The organism is Aeromonas veronii (assembly GCA_041319085.1).
Classification (GTDB): Bacteria; Pseudomonadota; Gammaproteobacteria; order Enterobacterales; family Aeromonadaceae; genus Aeromonas; species Aeromonas veronii_F.
Genome location: CP101033.1, coordinates 55,001 through 71,120, shown reverse-complemented (window position 1 = coordinate 71,120; position 16,120 = coordinate 55,001). Strand labels below are relative to the sequence as shown.

Genomic DNA, 16,120 nt, shown 5'->3' with positions numbered 1-16,120 from the left:
ATTTACCGCAACAGATTGCAGTAAAATGTTGCCCTCTGTTGCTACGCAACTGAAATAGCCAATAAGGATCGAGGATGTCTAACGGATTCTATCGTCACCTGACCGAGCAACTGAACCAGGTGCAAGCTGATGGGTTGTACAAGCAGGAGCGCATCATCACCTCCGCCCAGCAGGCCAGCATCGCCGTCGGCGGTGAGCAGGTACTGAACTTCTGTGCCAACAACTATCTGGGGCTAGCCAATCATCCGGATCTGATCGCCGCCGCCCATCAGGGGCTCGACAGCCACGGCTTCGGCATGGCCTCGGTGCGCTTTATCTGTGGCACCCAGGACCAGCACAAAGCGCTGGAGCAGAAGATGTCCGCCTTCCTCGGCACCGAGGACACCATCCTCTACTCCTCCTGCTTCGATGCCAACGGCGGCCTGTTCGAGACCCTGTTCGGCGCCGAAGATGCCATCATCTCCGATGCCCTCAACCACGCCTCCATCATCGACGGCGTACGACTGTGCAAGGCCAAGCGCTATCGCTACGCCAACAACGACATGGCCGAGCTGGAAGCCCAGCTCAAACAGGCAGATGCCGATGGCGCCCGCTTCAAGCTGATCGCCACCGATGGCGTCTTCTCCATGGATGGCGTCATCGCCGACCTCAAATCCATCTGCGATCTGGCGGACAAATACGATGCGTTGGTGATGGTGGATGACTCCCACGCCGTCGGCTTTATCGGCGAGAACGGCCGCGGCACCCATGAATATTGTGGTGTGCTGGATCGGGTCGACATCATCACCGGCACCCTGGGCAAGGCGCTCGGCGGTGCCTCCGGTGGCTACACCTCCGGCAAGAAAGAGGTGATAGACTGGCTGCGTCAGCGCTCCCGCCCCTACCTCTTCTCCAACTCGCTGGCCCCCTCCATCGTCGCTGCCACCATCAAGGTGATCGACATGCTGGCCGAGGGGCACGATCTGCGCGCCCGCCTGAAAGAGAACAGCCGCTACTTCCGCGAGCGGATGAGCGCCGCTGGCTTCACCCTGGCGGGTGCCGATCACGCCATCATTCCGGTGATGCTGGGGGATGCCAAGCTCGCCTCCGAAATGGCGAGCCGCATGCTGGCTGCCGGCATCTATGTGGTGGGCTTCTCCTTCCCGGTCGTGCCCAAGGGTCAGGCGCGCATTCGCACCCAGATGTCTGCCGCCCACACCCGCGAGCAGCTGGACAAGGCGATCGACGCCTTCATCCGCATCGGCCGTGAACTCGGCGTTATCTGATTTGAATCAAGGGGCTGCAGCCCCTTTTTTATGCATTCATCGTAATTGACTGGCATGAAGGAACAACCATGAAAGCGCTCTCCAAACTGCACAAAGAAGTCGGCATCTGGATGACGGACGTGCCGGCCCCCGAGCTCGGCCACAATGACCTGCTGATCAAGATCCGCAAAACCGCCATCTGCGGTACCGATATCCATATCTACAACTGGGACGAGTGGTCCCAGAAGACCATTCCGGTGCCCATGGTGGTCGGCCATGAATATGTCGGCGAAGTGGTCGCCATCGGTCAGGAGGTGCGCGGCTTCGCCATCGGCGATCGGGTCTCCGGTGAAGGTCACATCACCTGCGGTCACTGCCGCAACTGCCGCGCCGGGCGCACTCACCTCTGCCGCAACACCATTGGCGTTGGCGTCAACCGTCCGGGCGCTTTTGCCGAGTATCTGGTGATCCCCGCCTTTAACGCCTTCAAGCTGCCGGACAACATCCCGGACGAGCTGGCCGCCATCTTCGACCCGTTCGGCAATGCGGTGCACACCGCCCTCTCCTTCGATCTGGTGGGTGAGGATGTGCTCATCACCGGGGCAGGCCCCATCGGCATCATGGCAGCCGCCGTCTGCCGCCATGTGGGTGCGCGCCACGTGGTGATCACCGACGTCAACGAATACCGGCTGGAGCTGGCCCGCAAGATGGGCGCCACCCGCGCGGTCAACGTGGCCAAGGAGAAGCTGGCTGACGTGATGAGCGAGCTGGGCATGACCGAAGGGTTTGACGTGGGGCTGGAGATGTCCGGCGTCCCGAGCGCCTTCCAGGAGATGCTCGACAAGATGAACCATGGTGGCAAGATCGCCATGCTCGGCATCCCCCCCTCCACCATGGCCATCGACTGGAACAAGGTGATCTTCAAGGGGCTGTTTATCAAAGGGATCTATGGCCGCGAGATGTTCGAGACCTGGTACAAAATGGCCAGCCTGATCCAGTCCGGGCTGGATCTCTCCCCCATCATTACCCACAGATTCCACATCGACGAATTCCAGCAGGGGTTCGATGCGATGCGCTCCGGCCACTCCGGCAAGGTGATCCTGAGCTGGGATAAATAGGCCGTTTCACCCCTTGGTTAACTGAAACCCGGCGAATGCCGGGTTTCTTTTTATCTCCACCACGTGACTGCTCCCCGCCGCAAGCGGCGAGGCTTCCCACTTCTTAGGCCGCTACCGTCAGATTGACGGATTTACGCTGGCCTCCATGGGCAGAAACGGCGAGCCCCGCCGCTTTTAATTCCAATATTCCTTGCTGTCGAATGTTCATGGCCGCGTTGATGTCGCGGTCATGCTCTGCCCCACACGCTGGACATACCCACTGTCGCTGGTGAAGTGGCATCTCCGGCATCTTGTGGCCGCACTCGCTACATGGTTTAGAGCTGGCAAACCACTGATCGAGTTTGATTAGGTGGCGGCCCGCCGCTTGGGCTTTGTACTCCAGCCTCATGATAAAACTAGGTTCTTCGCGGAAGCGTGGGGAAGAGTAAGTTGACAGACAGGGTTCGGGTAAACTGGTAGTCGCCAAACAACCGGACTCCCTTACCCTGCTGTCGCTATGCATCATATTGATTTTGCCTCGTTCTGGCCAGGTTACGACGTTTCTGTACATCGCCGCTCTGCCACACAAATCACATTGGCTCTTGAGCCTCTCGCCAATCATCTACCGCTCTGTGGTCAGTGCCATCAGCCCTGTCCACTCATCCATGACCGCCGAATGCGCACGGTTCGTGACCGTGACCTCCTTGAACTTCGCGTACATCTGCAAGTCCCCGTCCGTCGGGTTGACTGTCTGCGTTGTGGTCGGGTTTCTGAGCATATCGATTGGTTACCCCCAGCTCCCGGCTGACACAGCGATTGCTGCGCTGGGTAGAGGCCTTGCTTGAGCTGATGCCTATCAGTCATGTCAGCCAGCTCACCGGACTGCACTGGCATACCATCAAGGCCATCGACAAGCGTCGGCTACAGGCCAGTGTTGGCACCTTTGAGCCCGGCTCGGTGCGGCGGCTGGTGATGGATGAATTCGCCCTGCATAAAGGCCACCGCTATGCCACAGTGATCATGGATGCTGAACGGACTCGCGTTTTGTGGGTGGGGCATGGCAACAGCCGAGAGGCTATTCGCCCCTTTTTCGAGCTGATGGGCGAACGATGCCAACAGATTGAAGCGGTGGCTATGGACATGAACTCCGCCTTCGATCTGGAAGTGAAACAGCACTGTCCACAGGCGGAAGTGGTGTATGACTTGTTCCATGTGGTGGCCGGTTATGGCCGCAAAGTGCTCGACCGAATTCGGGTGGATCAAGCCAATGCATTAAAGCATGACAAGCCGGCTCGCAAGGTCGTCAAGCTGGCGCGTTGGCTACTCCTGCGCAATCGAGAAAATCTCAAGGAAGACCAGGCGGTGAAATTACAAGAGCTATTGGAAGCCAATAAGCCCTTGGCGACAGCATATGTTCTCAAGGAGGCCCTGAAGGAAATTTGGTACGCCCCGAGTGTCAGGGAAGGTTGGCGACGATGGAAGGCCTGGATGCGGCAAGCGAAGGAAAGTGGCCTGGAGCCCTTAGAGCGTTTTGCCAAAAACCTTCGCCGCTACACCCGGGGGATTTTGGCCAGCGCAATCTTTCCCATGCACACCAGCCTGCTGGAGGGCGTGAATAATCGGATCAAGGTGATCAAACGCATGGCTTATGGATTTCGGGACTCAGAATACTTTTTCCTGAAAATCAAGGCCGCCTTCCCCGGAAAGACGCGATGAACCTAAAACTATGCCAGCCAGCATCGCCAATGGCGCGGGCCAGCTTGTGGTTTTTCATCATATTGGTTGTTTTAAGCGTCTCCACGATGAGCGCTTGGTTATCGTCAACTATCGTGCGAGAGAGTTTGTGCTGAAAATCAGCGCGAGCATGGGCTACCCGCTCGTGCAGGGCGGCCAGCTGTAATTTGGCCTTACTACGATTGGCACTGCCTTTTTTCTTGCGAGACAGTGCTTTTTGCTTTCGCCGCAGATTGCGACTGGCCTTGATAAGATGGCGCGGGTTGGCCATCTTTTTGCCACTCGACGCAATGAGGTAGTGGGACAGCCCCATATCATAGCCTGTCACCTCTGTGATGAGGGAGGGCTTGGCGGGAGCCTCACGGCCATCATCGCAAAGGATGGAGGCATAGTATTTCCCTGTCGGGCCACGGCTGACCGTGATGCTGGAGACCACGCCGATAATATCTCGGTGAATGACAGCTCGGATGGGCGTCATCTTCGGTAACAGGATGGCATCGGTCAGCACTTTGCCATTGGGGTGGTAGCTCGATTGCCTGCCTCGCTTGCTCTTGAAGGTGGGCATCCTGGTCTTGAGCTTGGGGTTGAAGAAGTTGGCGAATGCCTTGTCCAGGTTGATCACCGCCTGCTGTAAGGCTTGTGAATCGTACTCTTTCAGCCAGCTGTATTTGCGCGATTTTTTTGCCACAGCGAGCAGGGGTTTCAAGTCGCGTTTGGGTTTCAGTGAAACCCCGTGGCGCTGGAACATGTGCCGCTGAATATGAAGGGCTTTGTTGTACGCGAACCGCACAGCGCCGAACTGGGCATTGAGGAATGCCGCTTGTTCGTCGGTGGGGTAAATACGTACTTTTGTGGCTCTTTTCATGATTAAAAACACAGGCTGTATATAAGCACAGTTATAGCGCGTGCCAGTGAAATCAACAACCGCTGCGGACGTGCGGCAGGCGCGACTATCGAGACACTGAAGACATAGGCGGGCTCGCAAACGCATCAGATTAGCTCCCCTTATATCCCCGCCCGATTGGGCTAGGGTTTACGGGGCATCTGCTAAATTGCCGTGATATCGCCCAAAACTTTGTACGCAGAGTGTTTAACACTTCACACACAAGCGTTTAAATGGCTGTAACTATTCGGTTATAATCCCGTCGTTTACATGGATAATAAAAGACTGCTGGGAGTATATGAGCGTGTTGAAAAAACTGAGCTATTTGCTGGCTGTCGGGATGACGGCCGCCAGCTTGTCTGGGGCAGTGCTTGCTGCCGATGAGATGTCACCGGAAGCCATTGCCGAGCGGATCAAACCAATCGGTCAGGTCTATACCGCCAAGGATCTGGAAGGTATTGCCGGCGCGAGTGCCGCACCGGCGGCGGCCGCCTCTTCCGGCCCCCGCGATGGCGAAACTGTGTTCAAGGGCGCCTGCTTTGCCTGTCACGACACCGGCGCCGCCGGTGCCCCCAAAAGGGGTGACAAGGCAGCCTGGGAGCCTCGCATCGCCCAGGGCATTGATACTCTCAAGAAACATGCCATTGAAGGCTTCACCGGCAAGTCCGGCATGATGCCTCCACGCGGCACCTGTGCGAACTGCAGTGATGAAGAGATTGAAAACGCCATCCACTACATGATCGACAAACTGTAAGTATTTGAAAGGGCCGCAATTGCGGCCCTTTCAATCTATCGGCTTCCGACTACTCTTGTAAGGTAGACATCTCGGGAGTTGCACATGTCGCCCCAAGCTATCGACCCCCACTACTCAACTCCTCTGTTGGCGTTGGTCTCTGCCATTATGGACTTCCCGGCGCCACAATCGGCCACGTCTGACGATTACGATGCCCTGATCCGGCAGATTGACCAACTCTGCCCGCTGCAACATTTCGGCATGCTGGGCCTCGCCGATACCGGTCTGAACTGGCTTTACGCCTACAAGATAAGCGACATCTTCAAGCAGCAACTGGGCCGGGAGCAGTCCCGCATCACCGATCAGCTCACTCAACTGGATGAGACCGACGGGTGGTGCGTCTTCCCCATCGAACATGGTCAGGTGCAATGGCTGCTGGCTCGCGGTACCCCCGCCGACCTGCCGACTCTGCGCCTGCTGCTGGAGTGTCTGGCCAAGCGGCTGACCGAAACCCAGGCGGGTTCCCATCTCACCGAGCTCCCTTCACCGCTGATCCGCAAAGACCCGAACTGGAAAAAGAAAATCGAGAGCATCAGCCGCATCATGCGGCTGGCCAATACCCTGCCGGCTCAGGCGCTGTTTTCCCAGCTGGAAGCAGTACTGCGTCAGATGCTCACCATCGAGGACATGCTGTTGGTCAGGCTAACCAGTCAGAAGCTGGAAAAGATCTACCCCGCCCATCCCCATCAGGGGGACGAGTTCATCAGCGGCTTGTGCCACAGCACCAGCAATATCGAGGTGAACAGGGAGTCCCGCTACTGGCACAGCATGCCACTGCGGCTGCAACAACAGTACTTCGCCCACTTCATCATCAGCACAGCTCAACCGCTGGAAACCGACGACAAGCTGTTTCTCGACTTCCTGCGCGGCCAACTCACCCTGTTGCTGGAGCTGAGACGGATCCGCCAGCAGCTCAACGACATCAACACCGAGGACTCCATCAACCAGCGGCTGCAACAGCTGCGTCAGACCAACCTCAGGCTGCAAAAGCAGCTCAAGCAGCATCAGGAGCTGGAACGGCGGCTGCAATTCGATGCGCTTCACGACCCGCTGACCCAACTGCCCAATCGCGCCCTGTTGATGAACCACCTCAACCATGCCATGACCCACTACAACCGCTACAAGTCGCCGGGATTTTCGGTAATTTTTATCGATGTGGATCACTTCAAGCAGATCAATGACACCCTGGGCCACAGCGCTGGCGATCAGCTGCTCAAGGAGGTGAGCCGCCGCCTGCAGACCTGCATCCGGCAAAACGATCTGGTGGCCAGACTGGGCGGAGACGAGTTTGTCATCTATCTGGACAGCAGCAAGAGTGACGATGACATCAGCCCGGTGCTCAACCGCATTATCAGCCGTCTCTCCTACCCGTTCCGGCTGCTCGGCAACGAGCTGAGCATTACCGTCAGCCTGGGGGTATCGAGCGTCTCGGATCAGACCACCGATATCAGCCAGCTGCTCCATCAGGCCGATCTGGCCATGTATCAGGCCAAGCGCAATGGTCGCAGTCGTATCGTCAGCTACTCGGATGATTGCATCAATCAGAACTGGAATTCGCCGGAAGAGATGCTGGCCAGAGCCTTGCGGGAAGGGCGTATCGTCCCCTATTTCCAGCCGGTGATCCGGCTACAGGATAGTCGCCTGACCGGACTGGAGGTGATGGCGCGCTGGCTGACCGAGGAGGGCATTCTCAAGGATGCGTTCGACTTTATTCCGCTGGCGGAACAGTGCGGCCTGATTCTGGAGCTGGATTACCAGATCCTGCGCCACACCTGCCAACAGCTGAAGAACTGGCTGCCGATCTCGGGGCAGAGCAAGTTCAAGGTCGCCATCAATCTGTCGGGCAAGCATCTGGTCAACCATGACCACATCATGCGGCTGATGGGGATCATCGAGGATGAAGGGGTGGCCCCCGGCTATCTGATTTTTGAATTCAACGAACGGGAGCTGTCGCGGCAAGATTCCGATGCGCTGGCATCACTGCATGACCTGAGATCCAAGGGTATCCAGATCAGCCTTGATGATTTCGGTACCGGTTTCTCCTCCCTCAACGCCCTGTTCCACTTCCCGGTGGATTACATCAAGGTGGATGACAGCTTTACCCAGCGGATGCTGCAATCACCAAAAGATTTGGCGCTGATCCGCGCTATGCGGGATATCTGTCAGGATCTCGATTACACCCTGATAGTGGAGGGGATCGAGAACCAGCTGCAGTTGCAGAAGCTCATCGATATCGGCTGCCAGATGGGGCAAGGGCGCTATATCTCTCCGCCGATGCCGGGAGCTGACATAGTGCCGCTGCTTACCCCGGCCAATCCGTAGCGTTAATCCTTCTTGAACAGCGCCCGCAGGTTGGCAACGCCGACCTGCCCCTTCTGCTGGCGCTCCTCGGCGGTCACCTTCCTCTGGTTTTCCCACTCCAGATCATCCTGCGGCAGCTCCAGCAGGAAGCGGCTCGGCTCGGGCCGTACCGACTCGCCAAACTGGCGCCGCTCCTTGCAGAGGGTAAAGGTCAGCTCGGTCTGGGCCCGGGTGATGCCCACGTAGGCGAGACGCCGCTCCTCCTCCACGTTGTCTTCGTCGATGCTGGTCTGGTGGGGCAGCAAGCCCTCCTCCATCCCCACCATGTAGACATAGGGGAACTCCAGCCCCTTTGAGGCGTGCAGGGTCATCAACTGCACCTGATCCGCATCGTCTTCCCCCTCGTTGCGTTCCATCATGTCGCGCAGGGTGAGACGAGTGACCACCTGAGCCAACGTCATTGACTCCTCCAGCTCATCCCCTTCCAGCATCTCGGTGATCCAGCGATAGAGGGTAGATACGTTCTGCATCCGCATTTCGGCCGCTTTCGGGCTGGGGGAGGTCTCGTAGAGCCACTCTTCGTAGTGGATCTCCTTGATCATGTCCCGCACCGCCTCCACCGGATTGCCACGCAGCGCCTGATCGCCAAGGCGAACCAGCCAGTTGGTAAAGGCCTGCAGAGCCACGAGGCCACGGCCAGAGAGGTGCTGCTCCAGCCCCAGCTCGAAGCTGGCGGCAAACAGGCTCTTGCCGCGCTGGTTGGCGTATTGGCCAAGTTTTTCGAGCGTGGTCGGGCCAATCTCACGGCGCGGCAGGTTGACCACCCGCAGAAAAGCGGTGTCCTCGTCCGGATTCACCAGCAGCTTGAGGTAGGCCATGATGTCCTTGATCTCGGTGCGGGAGAAAAACGAGGTGCCGCCGGAGATACGGTAAGGAATCCGGTTGGTCATCAGCGCCTTCTCGAAGATGCGCGACTGATGGTTGCCCCGATAGAGGATGGCGTAATCCTTGAACCGGGTGCGGTTCATAAACTTGTGGCCCATCATCTCGGCGGCGATCCGCTCCGCCTCATGCTCTTCGTTCTTGGCGAACAGCACCTTGAGCTTCACCCCCTCATCCAGCTCGGAGAAGAGCGCCTTGTCATAGACGTGCGGGTTGTTGGCGATCAGGATGTTGGCGCACTTGAGGATGCGCCGCTTGGAGCGGTAGTTCTGCTCCAGCTTGATCAGCTTGAGGCTGGGGAAATCTTCGCTCAGCAGCACCAGATTCTGCGGCTTGGCACCGCGCCAGGAGTAGATCGACTGGTCATCATCCCCCACCACGGTAAAACGGGCACGCTCGCCGACGATCTGCTTCACCAGCTCGTACTGGCTGGTGTTGGTATCCTGATACTCATCGACCAGCAGGTAACGGATCTTGTTCTGCCAGCGCTCGCGCACCTCCTGATTGCTCTTGAGCAGCAGGGTCGGCATCACGATAAGGTCGTCAAAATCCAGCGCGTTATAGGCCACCATCTGGCGGTGATAACGCTCATAAAGCTGGGCCATCAACACCTCTTCCGGCCCGCGGGCGATGCGCATGGCGCGGGCAGGCAGGATGAGGTCGTTCTTCCAGTTGGAGATCTGGCTGATAAGGGCCAAGAGCTTGTCCTTGTCGTTGTCGAGCTCCGCCTCGGTCAGTTCTTTCAGCAGCGCCAGCTGGTCGGTGTCATCGAACAGGGAGAAGTTGGCCTTGAGATTCAGGCTCTTGTGCTCACGACGAATAATATCGAGGCCGAGGGTATGGAAGGTGGAGACCATCAGCCCCCGCGCCTCCTTGCGACCCAGGGTCTGGCCGACTCGCTCCTTCATCTCCCGCGCCGCCTTGTTGGTAAAGGTGACCGCTGCTATGTTGCGCGCGTTGTAGCCGCACTGCTGTACCAGATAGGCAATCTTGTTGGTGATGACGCGGGTCTTGCCCGATCCGGCACCCGCCAGCACCAGGCAAGGGCCGGAAACATACTTGACCGCTTCGTTCTGATTGGGGTTGAGCTTCATGGGCCGGATCTCTTGGCTTATGATGAGGGGCGGCATTGTACCAGAAATCACCCAACGAGCCGTACCTGCTGCACGGCAGGCAACCGCTAATCAGGCTTATCGCGCCTTGTGTTCGGGCGCTATTTTCAGGATCATGGCCGACCTTTGAGATGATGACTTTTTCCGGATGATGAGGGAGCATGAATCAGCAACAGCATGACCAACTGCGCAGCCAGTTTCCGGCCTTGGCGCAGGAGGTAAACGGCCACCCTCTGGTCTATCTGGACAACGCCGCCACCACCCAGAAGCCGCACGCGGTACTGGATGCTATAGCTCACTACTATCAGGCCGACAACGCCAACGTGCACCGTGCCGCCCACGCCCTGAGTAGCCGCGCTACCCGTGCCTTCGAAGCTGCCCGCGAAACGGTCGCCCGCTTTATCAATGCGCCTCGCAGCCACGAGGTGATCTGGACCCGCGGCACCACGGAGGCGATCAATCTGGTGGCCCAGAGCTGGGGGATGAGGGAGCTCAAGGCGGGGGACGAAATTATCCTCAGCACCCTGGAGCACCACGCCAATATCGTCCCGTGGCAACTGGTCGCCCAGCGCACGGGCGCGGTGATCCGGGTTATCCAGCTCGATGAGCGGGGCGATCTCGATCTGGCCGCCTATTACGCCATGCTGGGGCCACGCACCCGGCTGGTGAGCGTAGCCCACGTCTCCAATGCCCTCGGTACCATCAATCCGGTCGCCCGGATGCTGGCTGCCGCCAAAGCGGTTGGCGCCCTGACGCTGATCGACGGTGCCCAGGCGGTGGCTCACCTCGAGGTGGATGTGCAAGCCATCGGTTGCGACTTCTACGCCTTCTCCGGTCACAAGCTCTATGGCCCGACCGGCATCGGCGTGTTGTGGGGCCGCACCGAGCTATTGGAACGGATGCCGCCCTGGCAAGCTGGTGGCGAGATGATCGATCGGGTCAGTTTCAGCGGCACCACCTTCAATACCCTGCCCTTCAAGTTCGAGGCGGGCACCCCCCATATTGCTGGCGCGATTGGCCTCGCCGCCGCCATCGACTTTGTGATGGCGCAAGATCGGCAATGGCTCGCCCAGCATGAGCAGGCCCTGACCGACTATCTGGTCGCCGGACTGCAACGGGTGCCGGGGCTGCGTCTGATCGGCGAACCCGGCCAACGCGCCGGCGCGGTCTCTTTCTTGCTGGAGGATATCCACCCGCAAGATGCCGCCACCCTGCTCGATATGCAGGGGATCGCCTTGCGAGTCGGCCATCACTGCGCCATGCCGCTGATGGAATCGCTCGGGATCGGCGGCACCATGCGTGCCTCGCTGGCCTGTTACAACAATCGGGATGATATCGACGCCCTGCTGGCCGCCCTGCACAAACTCAGTGACTTCTTCTAAGGCAGACAACCGAATGAGTGACCTCGCAAGCTATACCCAGATTGGCCTGGAGCCCAACGCCGACAGCATCCGCCAGCAGTTTGCCGCCGTTCACGGCTGGGAGAACCAGTACCGGCTCATCATCCAGCTCGGCAAGCAGCTGCCAGCGCTACCCGACGAATGGCAGCAGGAAGAATTCCGCCTCAAGGGGTGTGAAAGCCAGGCCTGGCTGAAGGGAGAACAAAGTGAGGATGGCTGCTGGCATTTTGCCTGTGATTCCGATGCCCGCATCGTGCGCGGCCTTATCGTCATCGTGCTGGCGGCACTCAACCACCAATCGTCTGCGGCGATCCAGGCATTTGATATGGAAGGGTATTTCACCGAACTGGGACTTGAGAAACACTTGAGCCCGTCACGAGGTAACGGGCTCAGAGCGATCGTGCTGGCGATCCGGGAGCAGACTGTCTAACCTGCTCTGTTCAGTGGTCGATTAGGCTTCGCCAATCGACCCGGCTTCTTCATTCCCGGTCTCTTTCTCGGCGCGGGCGCCCCGCTCGGCAATCTTCTTCAATACCCGGGACGCGGCAACCAGCCCAAAGGTTGCCGTCACCGGCGTCACCGCGCCAAAACCGGAGGCGCAATCCATCTTCATGGTGCCATCGCTGGCCGCCTTGGCCTGACAGGTGCCACCATTGCCATCAGGATAACTCAGCTGCTCGGTTGAGAAGACACACTCCACCCCGAATTTGCGCGCCGGATTCTTGCTGAAGTTATGCAACCGGCGCAGGTCGGAGCGCACCTTGGCCGCCAGTGGATCCTGAATGGTCTTGGCCAGATCGGCCACGGTGATTTGGGTCGGATCCATCTGCCCGCCGGCACCACCCGCGACGATCACCGGGATCTTGTTGCGCTTGCAGAAAGCAATCAGCGCCACCTTGGCCTTGACCGAGTCGATGGCGTCCACCACATAGTCAAACTCCCACTTGATGTGCTCGGCCAGGTTATCGGCGGTGACGAAATCGTCCACCTCGATCACGTCGCAATCCGGATTGATGGCGCGAATACGCTCGGCCATCACCTCGGTCTTGAGGCGACCGACCGTCCCCTGCATGGCGTGGATCTGGCGATTGGTGTTGGTGATGCAGATATCGTCCATGTCGATCAGGGTGATCTGGTTGATACCGGCGCGCGCCAGCGCCTCCGCCGCCCAGGAGCCCACGCCACCGATCCCCACAACACAGACTTTCGCTTGGCTAAAGGAACGTAAGGCGTTCTGACCATAAAGACGGGCAATGCCCCCGAATCGCTGTAGATATTCTGCGTTCATACCACCACCTTGCTTGAGGGCGGCCATTATAGCGACAACCACCGCCAGCGGCGACGGCAGATTCGGAGAAAATTGAGGAGGGAAAACAGAGACAACGACAGAGAAGAGGGAATGACGGTCAATATTTAGACTATTTTCTGAATTTCAGGCAATAAAAAACCCCGCTCGATGAGCGGGGTTTCTTGTATTGGGTGCCTGGCAGTGTCCTACTCTCGCATGGCGAATGCCACACTACCATCGGCGCTACCGCGTTTCACTTCTGAGTTCGGCATGGGATCAGGTGGTTCCACGGCGCTATGGCCGCCAGGCAAATTCTTTAATCCAGAAAGCTGACGTGAATAACGACTTGGCTAGTTTGCTTTGTCATTATCACTGAATTTGTAAGTAGTTCACTCATTCGCTACAAGGCCCAGAACACTTCTTGGGTGTTGTATGGTTAAGCCTCACGGGTAATTAGTATGGGTTAGCTCAACACGTCGCCGCGCTTACACACCCCACCTATCAACGTTGTGGTCTCCAACGGCCCTTTAGGACCCTCAAGGGGTCAGGGATGACTCATCTCAGGGCTCGCTTCCCGCTTAGATGCTTTCAGCGGTTATCGATTCCGAACTTAGCTACCGGGCAGTGCCACTGGCGTGACAACCCGAACACCAGAGGTTCGTTCACTCCGGTCCTCTCGTACTAGGAGCAACTCCCTTCAATCATCCAACGCCCACGGCAGATAGGGACCGAACTGTCTCACGACGTTCTGAACCCAGCTCGCGTACCACTTTAAATGGCGAACAGCCATACCCTTGGGACCGACTTCAGCCCCAGGATGTGATGAGCCGACATCGAGGTGCCAAACACCGCCGTCGATATGAACTCTTGGGCGGTATCAGCCTGTTATCCCCGGAGTACCTTTTATCCGTTGAGCGATGGCCCTTCCATTCAGAACCACCGGATCACTATGACCTACTTTCGTACCTGCTCGACCTGTCCGTCTCGCAGTTAAGCTGGCTTATGCCATTGCACTAACCTCCTGATGTCCGACCAGGATTAGCCAACCTTCGTGCTCCTCCGTTACTCTTTGGGAGGAGACCGCCCCAGTCAAACTACCCACCAGGCACTGTCCGCGACCCAGATTATGGGCCTGCGTTAGAACATCAAACATACAAGGGTGGTATTTCAAGGTCGGCTCCAGCGCAACTGGCGTCACGCCTTCAAAGCCTCCCACCTATCCTACACATGTAGGTTCAATGTTCAGTGCCAAGCTGTAGTAAAGGTTCACGGGGTCTTTCCGTCTAGCCGCGGGTACACCGCATCTTCACGGCGAATTCGATTTCACTGAGTCTCGGGTGGAGACAGCATGGCCATGGTTACACCATTCGTGCAGGTCGGAACTTACCCGACAAGGAATTTCGCTACCTTAGGACCGTTATAGTTACGGCCGCCGTTTACCGGGGCTTCGATCAAGAGCTTCGCTTGCGCTAACCCCATCAATTAACCTTCCGGCACCGGGCAGGTGTCACACCCTATACGTCCACTTTCGTGTTTGCAGAGTGCTGTGTTTTTGATAAACAGTCCCAGCCATCTGGTCACTGCGACTCCCAACTGCTCCATCCGCAAGGGACTTCACTGTCAAGAGCGAACCTTCTCCCGAAGTTACGGTTCTATTTTGCCTAGTTCCTTCACCCGAGTTCTCTCAAGCGCCTTGGTATTCTCTACCCGACCACCTGTGTCGGTTTGGGGTACGATGACTTGTAATCTGAAGCTTAGAGGCTTTTCCTGGAAGCAGGGCATCAATGGCTTCCGCACCGTAGTGCGTTCGTCTCGTGTCTCAGTGTTGTGTCTCCGGATTTGCCTAGAAACACCACCTACGCACTTTCACCAGGACAACCGTCGCCTGGCCCACCTAGCCTTCTCCGTCCCCCCATCGCAATTACAAGTCGTGCAGGAATATTAACCTGCTTCCCATCGATTACGCCTTTCGGCCTCACCTTAGGGGTCGACTCACCCTGCCCCGATTAACGTTGGACAGGAACCCTTGGTCTTCCGGCGAGGAGGCTTTTCACCCCCTTTATCGTTACTTACGTCAGCATTCGCACTTCTGATATCTCCAGCATACCTCTCGATACACCTTCGCAGACTTACAGAACGCTCCCCTACCACTCACACATAAGTGTGAATCCGCGGCTTCGGTGCCTGGTTTGAGCCCCGTTACATCTTCCGCGCAGGCCGACTCGACTAGTGAGCTATTACGCTTTCTTTAAATGATGGCTGCTTCTAAGCCAACATCCTAGCTGTCTGAGCCTTCCCACATCGTTTCCCACTTAACCAGAACTTTGGGACCTTAGCCGGCGGTCTGGGTTGTTTCCCTCTTCACGACGGACGTTAGCACCCGCCGTGTGTCTCCCGGATAGTACTTACTGGTATTCGGAGTTTGCATGGGGTTGGTAAGTCGGGATGACCCCCTAGCCCAAACAGTGCTCTACCCCCAGTAGTATTCGTCCGAGGCGCTACCTAAATAGCTTTCGGGGAGAACCAGCTATCTCCGAGTTTGATTGGCCTTTCACCCCCAGCCACAGGTCATCCCCTAACTTTGCAACGTTAGTGGGTTCGGTCCTCCAGTTGATGTTACTCAACCTTCAACCTGCCCATGGCTAGATCACCCGGTTTCGGGTCTACACCTTGCAACTAGACGCCCAGTTAAGACTCGGTTTCCCTACGGCTCCCCTATACGGTTAACCTCGCTACAAAATGTAAGTCGCTGACCCATTATACAAAAGGTACGCAGTCACCCCGAAGGGCTCCCACTGCTTGTACGTACACGGTTTCAGGTTCTATTTCACTCCCCTCACAGGGGTTCTTTTCGCCTTTCCCTCACGGTACTGGTTCACTATCGGTCAGTCAGGAGTATTTAGCCTTGGAGGATGGTCCCCCCATATTCAGACAGGATGTCACGTGTCCCGCCCTACTCGATTTCACTTCAAGGTCGTTTTCATGTACGGGGCTATCACCCTGTATCGCCGGCCTTTCCAGGACCGTTCCACTAACTTCCAAGATGCTTAAGGGCTAATCCCCGTTCGCTCGCCGCTACTGAGGGAATCTCGGTTGATTTCTTTTCCTCGGGGTACTTAGATGTTTCAGTTCTCCCGGTTCGCCTCGTTACACTATGTATTCATGTAACGATACCCAAGTTATCTTGGGTGGGTTTCCCCATTCGGAAATCTGTGAGTAATAGCGTCTCTTACCGACTTCTCACAGCTTATCGCAGGTTAGTACGTCCTTCATCGCCTCTGACTGCCAAGGCATCCACCATGTACGCTTAGTCACTTAACCATACA

General features: G+C 57.4%; 10 protein-coding genes, 2 rRNA genes and 1 pseudogene. 7 read left to right on the top strand and 6 right to left on the bottom strand.

Annotated elements, in window-relative coordinates; genetic code table 11:
* The first annotated feature begins 74 nt into the window (after positions 1–74).
* Both NMD14_00335 and tdh read left to right on the top strand, forming a co-directional pair.
* A complete protein-coding gene (locus tag NMD14_00335) occupies positions 75–1,265 on the top strand; it encodes a glycine C-acetyltransferase (protein ID XEI32983.1) in 1,191 nt (396 codons plus the stop codon).
* A 68-nt stretch (positions 1,266–1,333) separates the two neighbouring features.
* Positions 1,334–2,362, top strand: coding sequence for an L-threonine 3-dehydrogenase (gene tdh, locus NMD14_00330; protein ID XEI32982.1), 1,029 nt, complete (start codon positions 1,334–1,336; stop codon positions 2,360–2,362).
* 103 nt (positions 2,363–2,465) lie between these two features.
* On the opposite strand, the gene NMD14_00325 is transcribed toward tdh, so the two are convergent.
* Positions 2,466–2,750, bottom strand: a complete 285-nt coding sequence (locus NMD14_00325; protein ID XEI32981.1) for a transposase — start codon at positions 2,748–2,750, stop codon at positions 2,466–2,468.
* 108 nt (positions 2,751–2,858) lie between these two features.
* On the opposite strand from NMD14_00325, the pseudogene NMD14_00320 reads away from it, so the two are divergent.
* Positions 2,859–4,057: pseudogene (locus NMD14_00320) on the top strand (ISL3 family transposase).
* Here the strand turns inward: NMD14_00320 and NMD14_00315 are convergent.
* The gene (locus NMD14_00315; GenBank protein ID XEI32980.1) at positions 4,026–4,940 is read right to left on the bottom strand and encodes a transposase; all 915 of its coding nucleotides are present in this window, start codon (positions 4,938–4,940) and stop codon (positions 4,026–4,028) included. The pseudogene NMD14_00320 and the gene NMD14_00315 overlap by 32 nt on opposite strands.
* 316 nt (positions 4,941–5,256) lie before the next feature.
* Here NMD14_00315 and NMD14_00310 point away from each other — a divergent pair, with 316 nt between their 5' ends.
* On the top strand, positions 5,257–5,712 hold the full coding sequence (locus NMD14_00310) for a c-type cytochrome (protein XEI32979.1): 456 nt from the start codon (positions 5,257–5,259) through the stop codon (positions 5,710–5,712).
* 84 nt (positions 5,713–5,796) lie between these two features.
* Positions 5,797–8,073, top strand: a complete 2,277-nt coding sequence (locus NMD14_00305) for an EAL domain-containing protein (protein ID XEI32978.1) — start codon at positions 5,797–5,799, stop codon at positions 8,071–8,073.
* Positions 8,074–8,075: 2 nt separating this feature from the next.
* Here the strand turns inward: NMD14_00305 and rep are convergent, their stop codons facing one another.
* Positions 8,076–10,088 (bottom strand): DNA helicase Rep, encoded by a 2,013-nt coding sequence (gene rep, locus NMD14_00300; GenBank protein XEI32977.1) that lies wholly within the window; start codon positions 10,086–10,088, stop codon positions 8,076–8,078.
* 179 nt (positions 10,089–10,267) lie between these two features.
* Here rep and NMD14_00295 point away from each other — a divergent pair, with 179 nt between their 5' ends.
* On the top strand, positions 10,268–11,488 hold the full coding sequence (locus tag NMD14_00295) for a cysteine desulfurase (protein XEI32976.1): 1,221 nt from the start codon (positions 10,268–10,270) through the stop codon (positions 11,486–11,488).
* A gap of 13 nt (positions 11,489–11,501) precedes the next feature.
* Entirely contained in the window at positions 11,502–11,936 is a 435-nt protein-coding gene (locus tag NMD14_00290) for a SufE family protein (protein XEI32975.1), read from the top strand.
* A 21-nt stretch (positions 11,937–11,957) separates the two neighbouring features.
* Here the strand turns inward: NMD14_00290 and tcdA are convergent, their stop codons facing one another.
* The 3 genes from tcdA to NMD14_00275 all read right to left on the bottom strand — a co-directional run bounded on the left by tcdA (position 11,958) and on the right by NMD14_00275 (position 16,115).
* Positions 11,958–12,794, bottom strand: coding sequence for a tRNA cyclic N6-threonylcarbamoyladenosine(37) synthase TcdA (tcdA, locus tag NMD14_00285; GenBank protein XEI32974.1), 837 nt, complete (start codon positions 12,792–12,794; stop codon positions 11,958–11,960).
* A 193-nt stretch (positions 12,795–12,987) separates the two neighbouring features.
* Positions 12,988–13,102 (bottom strand): 5S ribosomal RNA (gene rrf, locus NMD14_00280).
* 124 nt (positions 13,103–13,226) lie between these two features.
* Positions 13,227–16,115: ribosomal RNA gene (locus NMD14_00275) — 23S ribosomal RNA — on the bottom strand.
* Between the last annotated feature and the right edge of the window lie 5 nt (positions 16,116–16,120).

Bases quoted from the DNA above. Each gene is read 5' to 3' on its own strand.
- NMD14_00335 (XEI32983.1), top strand. From the start codon at position 75: ATGTCTAACGGATTCTATCGTCACCTGACCGAGCAACTGAACCAGGTG.
- tdh (XEI32982.1), top strand. From the start codon at position 1,334: ATGAAAGCGCTCTCCAAACTGCACAAAGAAGTCGGCATCTGGATGACG.
- NMD14_00325 (XEI32981.1), bottom strand. From the start codon at position 2,750: ATGAGGCTGGAGTACAAAGCCCAAGCGGCGGGCCGCCACCTAATCAAA.
- NMD14_00315 (XEI32980.1), bottom strand. From the start codon at position 4,940: ATGAAAAGAGCCACAAAAGTACGTATTTACCCCACCGACGAACAAGCG.
- NMD14_00310 (XEI32979.1), top strand. From the start codon at position 5,257: ATGAGCGTGTTGAAAAAACTGAGCTATTTGCTGGCTGTCGGGATGACG.
- NMD14_00305 (XEI32978.1), top strand. From the start codon at position 5,797: ATGTCGCCCCAAGCTATCGACCCCCACTACTCAACTCCTCTGTTGGCG.
- rep (XEI32977.1), bottom strand. From the start codon at position 10,088: ATGAAGCTCAACCCCAATCAGAACGAAGCGGTCAAGTATGTTTCCGGC.
- NMD14_00295 (XEI32976.1), top strand. From the start codon at position 10,268: ATGAATCAGCAACAGCATGACCAACTGCGCAGCCAGTTTCCGGCCTTG.
- NMD14_00290 (XEI32975.1), top strand. From the start codon at position 11,502: ATGAGTGACCTCGCAAGCTATACCCAGATTGGCCTGGAGCCCAACGCC.
- tcdA (XEI32974.1), bottom strand. From the start codon at position 12,794: ATGAACGCAGAATATCTACAGCGATTCGGGGGCATTGCCCGTCTTTAT.